General features: G+C 74.5%; 2 protein-coding genes. Both read left to right on the top strand.

Going from position 1 to position 1,046, the window contains the following annotated elements; genetic code table 11:
* Window positions 1-204, top strand: a 204-nt coding sequence (locus AB0O00_RS41330; protein WP_363659800.1) for a hypothetical protein, incomplete at its 5' end; no start/stop codon positions are given.
* Window positions 201-974 (top strand): alpha/beta fold hydrolase, encoded by a 774-nt coding sequence (locus AB0O00_RS41325; protein WP_363659799.1) that lies wholly within the window; start codon window positions 201-203, stop codon window positions 972-974. The genes AB0O00_RS41330 and AB0O00_RS41325, both read left to right, overlap by 4 nt.
* Window positions 975-1,046 lie beyond the last annotated feature (72 nt).

The following is a 1,046-nucleotide window of genomic DNA, read 5'->3' as shown; positions in this document are numbered from 1 at the left end:
GAACGCCATACCGGCAAACGGCCGCCGGTGATCGCCCTGTTCAAGCACACCACCATCGCCGCGCAGGTCGCGATGCTGCGTGACGGCGACGGTTCCACCGAAGGCGCCGACGGCACCGGCTCGGCCGAACGACGCGCCGCCGCACGACGCGCCCGCGTCCTTCGCGCCCGACGGCAGGACCCGGCACAGGAGGCCTCCGAATGACCACCGCCGACATGACCGCCGACAGCACCCTCTGGCTGCACCGCACCGCTGCGGCCCCCGACCCGGTCGCCCGTCTGATCTGCTTCCCCCACGCCGGGGGATCCGCGTCCTTCTTCCGCGACTGGGGCCACCGGATCCCGGGGGTCGAGGTGTACGCGGTCCGCTACCCCGGCCGCGCCGAGCGTCTCGCGGAGCCGGTGGCGACCGACCTGCGCGAGCTCGCGCGTGCCGTCGCCGAGGCCGTGGCCCCGCTGGCCGACCGCCCCCTCGCGCTCTTCGGCCACAGCATGGGCGCGCCGATCGCCCTGGAGGCCGCCGCGGCGCTGGAGGCCCGCGGGATCTTCCCCGTCCACCTGTTCGCGTCGGGTTCCCGCGACGCGCCGTACCCGTCCCCCGAGGAGTGGGCCGACCCGGACGAGGAGGACGACCCGGCCGTCATCGAACGGCTTCTCACCCTCGGCGGCACGGACCCCGAACTGGCCGCGGACCCCGAGTTCCAGGAGCTGGTCCTGCCGTACGTACGGGCGGACGGGCGCATGTTCCACAGCTACGTCCCCGCTGTCGGCTCAGGCCCGAGCGTCCGGTGCCCGGTCACCACCATCACCGGCGACGCCGACCCGGACGCCGACTGCCGGCCCTGGAGCGAGCTGACCTCGGGCGGTGCCCGTGAACAGGGCGTACCCGGTGACCACTTCTACCTGGTGGCGGACCCGCCGCACGCCCTGATCCAGCAGACCCTGGCCGGGGCACACCCCCGGCAAGCCGGCTGACCGCGCCGCAACAGGGCTCCTACCGGACTCCGCACGCCGGACGGGCGTCGGTCTCGCGAAGGTCAGCGAGAC

The organism is Kitasatospora sp. NPDC093558, assembly GCF_040683475.1.
GTDB lineage: Bacteria > Actinomycetota > Actinomycetes > Streptomycetales > Streptomycetaceae > Kitasatospora.
The sequence above is the reverse complement of the archived record's forward strand: the minus strand, read 5'-3'. Positions and strand labels throughout refer to the sequence as shown.

What these genes read in the sequence shown, in the direction of transcription:
- AB0O00_RS41325 (WP_363659799.1), top strand. Translation starts at nt 201, where the DNA reads ATGACCACCGCCGACATGACCGCCGACAGCACCCTCTGGCTGCACCGC.